This is a genomic window from Microcystis sp. M53598_WE2 (genome assembly GCF_030067735.1).
Lineage (GTDB): Bacteria > Cyanobacteriota > Cyanobacteriia > Cyanobacteriales > Microcystaceae > Microcystis > Microcystis aeruginosa.
In genome coordinates this window covers 1-7,631 of sequence record NZ_JASJFE010000626.1, presented here as the reverse complement: position 1 = coordinate 7,631, position 7,631 = coordinate 1, and the positions used below count along the sequence as shown (strand labels likewise).

The 7,631-nt window shown below is 42.9% G+C and carries 7 protein-coding genes and 1 pseudogene; 1 reads left to right on the top strand and 7 read right to left on the bottom strand.

Annotated features, from left to right (window positions below):
• Positions 1-528: pseudogene (locus PX636_RS12775) on the bottom strand (hypothetical protein); the annotation flags it as partial.
• A gap of 463 nt (positions 529-991) precedes the next feature.
• Here PX636_RS12775 and PX636_RS12770 point away from each other — a divergent pair.
• Positions 992-1,276, top strand: a complete 285-nt coding sequence (locus PX636_RS12770; RefSeq protein WP_079207039.1) for a hypothetical protein — start codon at positions 992-994, stop codon at positions 1,274-1,276.
• A 108-nt stretch (positions 1,277-1,384) separates the two neighbouring features.
• Here PX636_RS12770 and uvrC read toward each other — a convergent pair whose 3' ends face one another.
• The 6 genes from uvrC to rfbC all read right to left on the bottom strand — a co-directional run.
• Positions 1,385-3,262 carry an excinuclease ABC subunit UvrC gene (uvrC, locus tag PX636_RS12765; RefSeq protein ID WP_288117478.1) on the bottom strand — a complete coding sequence of 626 codons (1,878 nt, stop codon included), beginning with the start codon at positions 3,260-3,262 and terminating at the stop codon, positions 1,385-1,387.
• A 280-nt stretch (positions 3,263-3,542) separates the two neighbouring features.
• The gene (locus tag PX636_RS12760; RefSeq protein ID WP_002734814.1) at positions 3,543-3,803 is read right to left on the bottom strand and encodes a hypothetical protein; all 261 of its coding nucleotides are present in this window, start codon (positions 3,801-3,803) and stop codon (positions 3,543-3,545) included.
• A gap of 79 nt (positions 3,804-3,882) precedes the next feature.
• Positions 3,883-4,968 carry a 3-isopropylmalate dehydrogenase gene (gene leuB / locus PX636_RS12755; RefSeq protein WP_288117476.1) on the bottom strand — a complete coding sequence of 362 codons (1,086 nt, stop codon included), beginning with the start codon at positions 4,966-4,968 and terminating at the stop codon, positions 3,883-3,885.
• A gap of 270 nt (positions 4,969-5,238) precedes the next feature.
• Positions 5,239-6,312 (bottom strand): glucose-1-phosphate thymidylyltransferase, encoded by a 1,074-nt coding sequence (locus tag PX636_RS12750; protein ID WP_288117474.1) that lies wholly within the window; start codon positions 6,310-6,312, stop codon positions 5,239-5,241.
• Between the two features lie 4 nt (positions 6,313-6,316).
• Positions 6,317-7,192, bottom strand: coding sequence for a dTDP-4-dehydrorhamnose reductase (rfbD, locus tag PX636_RS12745; protein WP_288117472.1), 876 nt, complete (start codon positions 7,190-7,192; stop codon positions 6,317-6,319).
• A 5-nt stretch (positions 7,193-7,197) separates the two neighbouring features.
• Positions 7,198-7,631, bottom strand: a 434-nt coding sequence (gene rfbC / locus PX636_RS12740; RefSeq protein WP_288117470.1) for a dTDP-4-dehydrorhamnose 3,5-epimerase, incomplete at its 5' end; no start/stop codon positions are given.

Sequence of the window (7,631 nt, the reverse complement as noted above, 5' to 3'; positions counted from 1 at the left end):
CCGCAAGCGCATTTTATTTTTAATCTTCTCTAAAGTCCCAGTTTTCTCCGCCGAGGCAAAGGGATTATTATCGACCATATTGATACTTTTTTGGCGCAAATTATCTAAAACTTTCTCAATCTCCTGGCGATATTCTTGCAGATTAAACTCTGGGTTAAAGAGCTTTTGATTAATTAGTTGATTAAGTTTATTAACCGTCTCTAAATATTCACTGGTACTACGATAGGGTTTAATTCCTTTCACCACATCATACTTAGCGATTCCTTTAACAAAGGGAATTTCTAGGGGTTGATCGGGGGGTATTTGTAATTCTTGAAAGGCAATCGGCCCGAGTTTTATTGGTTCATTAAATCTTAATAAAGTTATTTGCAAGCGTCCCTGTAACCAAAAATCTCGCAGGGGAATATAGGTTAAATCGAAAATAACCAGAATATAATTACATAACACCAATAGGGCCATGCAAGTCTCAAAGAGATTGCGCGGGGAAAAACGACGGTTTCTGATCACGGGGTTTTTAGTCAAAGTCATTAGCCTAGAAAGCACACTTTGACCATGGTAAACCGAAAACGCCTAATTTTTTGCCTGAAAGCGATATAAGTAGTTAAAAAAGGAGCGGTTAAACTTAGTTCTGCCTCAGTAATTAATAGATGTAGTCTTCTATTCTGTGATAGCATCCTAGCAGATTCAGTTAAGCAGTTAAGTAGCTGGTTATAATTAAATTGAAGATAGATTTTGCGTCTGATCCCCCCTGCCCCCTTGATAAGGATAGGGCTGATTCATAGTAGGGTTAATTTAAGGTAGGGTTGATTCATGAATCAACCCTACCTTGATGAGGGGGGTGCCGATAGGCGGGGGGAGCTGAGAACTTTTAACACCTACCTACTTACGTCGGTAAGTCGCAGATTAGCATAAAATTACCCTGAATTGATTTTTATCTGTCAATAAGCCTAGGTTAAAATAGAGAGACAAACGTTGAAACAGAGTCTAGTCAATGAAAGTTGAGGCATTAAAAAAACGACTGGAGAGAAATCGCCCTATGACTACAATCACGATTCGTATTCCCGAAGATGTGATTGAAGATTTAAAGCGGGTTGCACCGTTACTTGGTTTCTCAGGTTATCAACCTTTGATGCGTGCTTACATTGGACAAGGGCTGCGTGCGGATTTGGAGCGTCTAGAGGGAGATACAATTTCTGCTCTCGTTGCTAGTTTGAAGCGTCATGGTGTGAGTGATGAACTGCTGCAAGAAGCGTTGAGTGAAGTTACTCAGCGTTAGTCTAGGTTTTCAGTTGTAGTGCGATCGCTTGTAGAACATAGAGTTTTATTGAAGATATTCTCATCATAACCCCCCGTCAAGCCTTAGATATTCTTCAACAGGTTATCCCTACCTAGGATGAAAATAATTATAAATTTCCTTAGCTAATTGTTCCCCAATTCCTGTCACCTGTTGCAATTGTTCTAGGGAAGCTTCGCGAATATAATCCAGAGAATGAAAATGAGCTAATAACTCCTTTTGTCGCTTAAAACCTAAACCCGGTATCTCATCCAAACGGGAACGGCGACTTTTTTGCATCCTTTGTTGTCGGTGAAAGCTAACAGCAAAGCGGTGCGCTTCATCCCTGACTCGACGCAATAATTGCACTCCGGGTTGTTCCTTATCTGTCTCTAAAGGAGAGGATTCCCCCGGTAAAAAAATCTCCTCTCTCTGTTTAGCTAAACTAACAACTTTTACCTGTTCTAATAAATTCATCTCCCCTAAAACTGCCACCACTGCCGATAATTGTCCTTTTCCCCCATCAATCATGACCAAATCGGGAAAATCATCACTTTCGGCAATATTATCGGGATTTTCGGCATAACGACGGAAACGCCGCCGAATTACTTCTGCTAAACTGGCGAAATCATCGGAATGGCCGATTTTAACCTCGGGATTTTTGATTTTATAGTGACGATAATGTTGATTAGCGGCCACCCCATCGATAAACACCACTCCCGACGCGACTGCATTAGAACCCTGAATATGAGAAATATCATAACCTTCGATGCGGTGGGGTAGTGCCGGTAAATCGAGAATTACCGCTAAATCCTGCAAAGACTGTAAATCCCGGTCGGCGCTTCTTTTCGTCTTTTCTAACTCATAAAGAGCGTTTTTCTCGACCATAGCTAATAAATCCGCTTTACTTTGCCGTTGGGGGACAGTTAACTCGACTTTGCGACCTTTTTTTTCCCTTAACCACCCCGCTAACACCTCACCTTCCGGTAATTCGCAGGGTAGCAGGATTTCGCTAGGAATTTCCACCCCTTCCACCGATAAATAATGTTCTTCTAGGACTTTTTGCAGGATTTCTCCCTCGTTTGCTGACTGACTATCGGCAAAAAATCCCAAACGTGCCACCAAACGACCGGAACGCACTTGGAATAATTGTATGCAACAATGCTGCTCGTCTTTAGCTAAAGCGATCGCGTCCCGGGATACGGTATCATCAGATAAAGAGACTTTTTGATCGGTATTAAGGGCCTGTAATCCGCGAATTTGATCCCTAATCGTGGCCGCTTGTTCAAAATCTAGGTTTTCCGACGCTGCGAGCATCTTTGTCGCTAATTTCTCTAATAATTCCCCCGTCCTTCCCTGAAAAATCATCGCCACTTTCTGCAAGGTTTCTCGATAATCTTGGGGACTGATTAGTTTTTGACAAACCCCCGGACAACGACCGATATCATAATTTAAACAGGGACGGTCTTTAAAAAGAGGTTGGGGACGTTGACGCAGGGGAAAAGTGCGTTTAATTAGGTGTAAAGTGTAGCGCAGCAGCCTAGTATCGACGTAGGGACCATAATAACGGTCTTTTTGGTTATTTATCCTACGTTTGCGGGTGATAAAAATGCGCGGGTAGGTTTCCGACCAAGTAATACAAATGTATGGATATTTTTTATCGTCCTTGAGGAGAGTATTAAAATGGGGCTGATGTTGTTTAATTAGATTAGCTTCTAGGGCCAAGGATTCTGCTTCCGTGTCGGTGACGATAAATTCAATTTCCGTCACCTGTCGCACCATCAAAGCAATGCGGGGACTGAGGGGTTGACTGGGACGAAAATAGGAACGGACTCTAGACCGGAGTTTTTTGGATTTACCAATGTAGAGAATTTCGCCATTTTGGTCGCGCAGGAAGTACACCCCCGGTTCGAGGGGAATTTCCCGAAGACGATTTTCTAGGCGATCGAGGTCTTGGATTAGGGTAGAGTTAAGATTATTCCCGAACATCTTTTTATATTAGGGTTTGCGGCAAAAAGTTTGTCTTGGGTGTGGGGTGTGGGGTGTAGGGTGTGGGGTGTAGGGTTTTACCGATTTTCAGGGAAAAAGTCCAGGAATTTTCCCCCCCATTACTCCAATGGCCGGTACTTTTGGATTGCAAAAAGGTCTAAAAGTCTTATCGAACAATGTTTTTAGATTTATTCAGCAAACCCTATATTAGACAAAAAAACTACGCCAGTGGGTATTAGCTGACGTTTGGCAAGATATTCAGGGCAAATCTTCACAAAAATTAATAGGCTTCCGATTCGATTTGCTTAATCGGGACGAAACATTCCCCGGGGAGAAGAATCGGTTTATTGTTAAAAATTAATTGGCCGCGATGATTGTCGCGGTTAATAGCGACACCAAAAGGACGTTTACTAACTCTGCTATTGAGGGTACAGTAGATGCGATAAATGCGTCTGGCTGCCCGTAAGACAGTAGGATCTAACAAAATTGGGATTTCCATATCGACACGCTGTTGTTCTGTTTTCTCAGATAGGGCTACCATAGCACTCGTCTCCCCACGATTAAATTGACGTATTTATTAAATCAATGGTATATGACGATTTCCGAATTTGTCACTTTTGTTAGGATTCTAAAACTTTTAGGATGGCCTGGCCCATAGCTTGGCATCCCACTAAGGTCATACCCTCCGAGAAAATATCTCCGGTACGATAACCGAGAGCTAAGACTTTTTCTACGGCTTTTTCCAGCGATGCTGCCGCTAAAGGCTGATTTAGCCCATATTTTAACATCATAGCAGCGCTGAGAATCTGGGCGATCGGATTGGCTTTATCTTGGCCGGCGATATCCGGGGCCGAACCGTGGACGGGTTCAAAAACTCCCACCCCAGCAGTCCCTAAACTAGCGGAGGGTAACATTCCGATACTACCAGTTAACATGGCCGCTTCATCGGAGAGAATATCACCGAATAAATTGCCCGTGACGATAGTATCAAATTGCTTGGGGGCCCGGACTAACTGCATGGCTGCGTTATCGACGTAGAGATGGGAAAGTTCCACATCGGGATAATTAGCGGCCATTTTCGTCATCCGGTCGCGCCAGAGTTGGGAAACATCGAGAACATTAGCTTTATCGACGGAACAGAGTTTATTGCCGCGTTTTTGGGCAATTTCAAAGGCTACCTTAGCGATGCGGTCCACCTCCGATTCCAAGTAAACCATGGTATTTACACCGCATTTTTCTCCCGTTTCTGTCTCAAAAATCCCCTTCGGTTGACCGAAATAGACACCCCCGGTCAATTCCCGGACGACCATGATATCCACTCCCTCGATAATCTCCCGTTTGAGACTAGAAGCGTCGATTAATTGCGGAAAAATGGTGGCAGGACGTAAATTAGCAAAAAGACCTAAACCAGATCTTAAGCCTAATAATCCCGTTTCTGGCCTTTGCTGCCGGGGCAAATTATCCCATTTATAACCCCCGATAGCGGCCAGGAGAACAGCATCACTATTTTTACAGGCGCTCAGGGTTGCTTCGGGGAGGGGACTGCCGGTTTCATCAATGGCAGCCCCTCCAATTAAAGCGGTTTGGAAGTCAAACTGGAGGTCAAATTTTTTACCGATGACTTTCAGTATCTCTACGGTGACAGCGAGGATTTCCGGCCCGATGCCATCGCCGGGTAGTAGGGTAATGCGATACTGTTGCGTCATAGTTCTAGAACGGTAAAATAGGTCAGACTCTTAATTATAACATAGTTAGGGTTGGCTGAAGAAATCTAAAAACCTTGTTGGATAAGGCTTTTAGACTTTTTTCCCAGCAAAAAGTGCCAGCGATTGGAGTGATTGGGGTGAAAATTCAGGTACTTTTTCCCTGAAAATTAGGTAATTGAACCTCTGAAAATCGGTAAAATCCTACACCCTACACCCAGGAAAAACTTTTTGCCGCAAACCCTAATTAAAGGGGCAGTTAATCCCCATTAACTACACTAATTCTACATGGGAATCATCCCCGATCATAAAGCGTAAAGCTTTTGGACGTTGGGGGGCAATTTCTAATTTTGCCCGTCGTCCGATCACACTATCAACTATGCGCTGATGAATGCCAATAATCGTGGCATCTTTGAGAATAACACTGTGTTCTACGTCGGCATCGATTAATTTTACTCCATTAGCCACACTACTATAGGGACCGATAAAACAATTCTCAATGTGACAATTTTCTCCAATAATGACAGGGCCGCGAATGGTACTATTAATAATTTTACTACCCTGACCAATTTTTACCCGTCCGATCACCTGACTATTAGCATCAATTTCTCCCTGCAAAGCGATTTCTAGACTGGTATCAAGGATAATCCGATTTGCTTCTAATAAGTCATCTTTTTTACCCGTATCTAACCACCAACCCAGCAGTTTATTGGCTTCTACTGCTTTATTTTGATTGATTAATTCTTGGATAGCGTCGGTAATTTCTAACTCACCCCGGCCTGAAGGTTGAATAGATGCGATCGCTTGGTGAATGGTGGGGGCAAAAAAATAAATCCCTACCAAAGCTAAATTTGAGGGAGGTTTTTTGGGTTTTTCGACTAAGTATAAAACTTTGCCGGTTTCATCTACTTTTGCCACCCCAAAAGCACTAGGATTAGACACTTTTCGCAACAGAATTAAAGCATCAAGGGACTGTTTTTGGAAAGAGTCTAAAAAGGGCGATAAATCATCCTCAATTAGGTTATCACCCAAGTACATAATAAAGGGGGAATCTGCTAGGAAAGATTGGGCAGTTTTGACCGCGTGAGCTAATCCAGCTGGTTGATCTTGGCGAATATAAGTTATCTTAGCCCCAAACTGTTCACCACTGCCCGTGGTCTGACGAATTTCTTCCCCAGTTTCGGGACTGATGATAATGCCAATATCAGTAATTCCTGCGGCGACAATTGACTCGATTCCATACCATAAAATTGGTTTATTGGCAACGGGAACTAACTGTTTTGCTCCAGTATAGGTTAGGGGACGTAACCTCGTACCTTTACCACCGGATAAAATTAGTGCTTTCATAGTTTTAAAGATTAAATAGTTGGTTGAGCATAGCTTTGAGAGAATCCCGCCAATAGGGAGGAATATAACCCAATTGTTGCGAGATTTTTTGACCAGAAAGAACCGAATAGGCCGGACGCACCGCCGGGGTAGGATATTCAGCAGTAGTAATGGGAATTACTCTCTGAATTTTTAGGGGAATACCGCTTATTTTTGCCTCCTCAAAAATCGCTTTAGTTAAATCAAACCAACTGGCGACACCGCTATTAGTAAAATTATAGATTCCTGTGGGATTATCGACATTAATTAAAAGGTGAGTAATTGCTGCGGCGATATCTTTGGACCAAGTGGGACTTCCCACCTGATCAACAACTACTTTTAACTCCTCTCTTTCCTTGCCTAATCTCAGCATAGTTTTGACAAAATTACTTTTGCCATAACTGCCGTAAACCCAAGCAGTCCGTAGGATAATTGCCTGAGAATTAACAGTCTTAATCTCCTCTTCTCCCCTTAACTTTGATTGTCCATAAACCCCTAAAGGATTAGTTAGATCGGTTTCTAGATAGGGGGTATTTTTTCGACCATCAAACACATAATCGGTGGAAATATGGAGAAATTTAGCTTTAATTTTCTCGGCAGATTCCGCCATGATTTTCGGGGCTGTAGCATTGATAGAATAGGCTAAATCTGGCTCAATTTCGGCTTTATCCACTGCCGTATAAGCGGAGGCATTAACCAGATAATCGGGGTGAATTTCCCTAATTAACTGGCCGATTTTTTCCGAGTTAGTTAAATCTAGTTCTTCTCGACCGATACTAATAACTTCGCCCAAGGATGGTAAAGTTACTTGTAACTCTTGTCCCACTTGACCTTTAGCACCAATTAGTAAAACTTTTTTCATTGTCTTTAGGGGAAAACTTCCACGGATTTAAAGGGTTGTCCAGCTTGGTCTTTAGGGGAGAGAATCGGCGGGGTATCTAAGGGCCAGTCAATCCCTAAATCGGCATCATTCCAGGCAATGGTTTTTTCGTATTGGGGATAATAATAATTAGTGGTTTTGTAGAGAAATTCGGCTCGTTCAGAGAGAACTAGAAAGCCATGGGCAAAACCTTCGGGAACCCAGAAAATACGTTTATTTTCCGCACTTAAAACACAGCTTACCCATTGCCCAAAAGTGGGGGAACTTTGACGCGCATCCACGGCCACATCAAAAACACTACCGTTCACCACTCGCACCAGTTTACCCTGGGGATTGGGGATTTGATAGTGCAATCCTCGCAGGACATTTTTTAGGGACATAGAGTGATTATCCTGAACAAAAGTGGTATTGACTCCAGTTT

Bases quoted from the DNA above. Each gene is read 5' to 3' on its own strand.
- PX636_RS12770 (WP_079207039.1), top strand. From the start codon at position 992: ATGAAAGTTGAGGCATTAAAAAAACGACTGGAGAGAAATCGCCCTATG.
- uvrC (WP_288117478.1), bottom strand. From the start codon at position 3,262: ATGTTCGGGAATAATCTTAACTCTACCCTAATCCAAGACCTCGATCGC.
- PX636_RS12760 (WP_002734814.1), bottom strand. From the start codon at position 3,803: ATGGTAGCCCTATCTGAGAAAACAGAACAACAGCGTGTCGATATGGAA.
- leuB (WP_288117476.1), bottom strand. From the start codon at position 4,968: ATGACGCAACAGTATCGCATTACCCTACTACCCGGCGATGGCATCGGG.
- PX636_RS12750 (WP_288117474.1), bottom strand. From the start codon at position 6,312: ATGAAAGCACTAATTTTATCCGGTGGTAAAGGTACGAGGTTACGTCCC.
- rfbD (WP_288117472.1), bottom strand. From the start codon at position 7,192: ATGAAAAAAGTTTTACTAATTGGTGCTAAAGGTCAAGTGGGACAAGAG.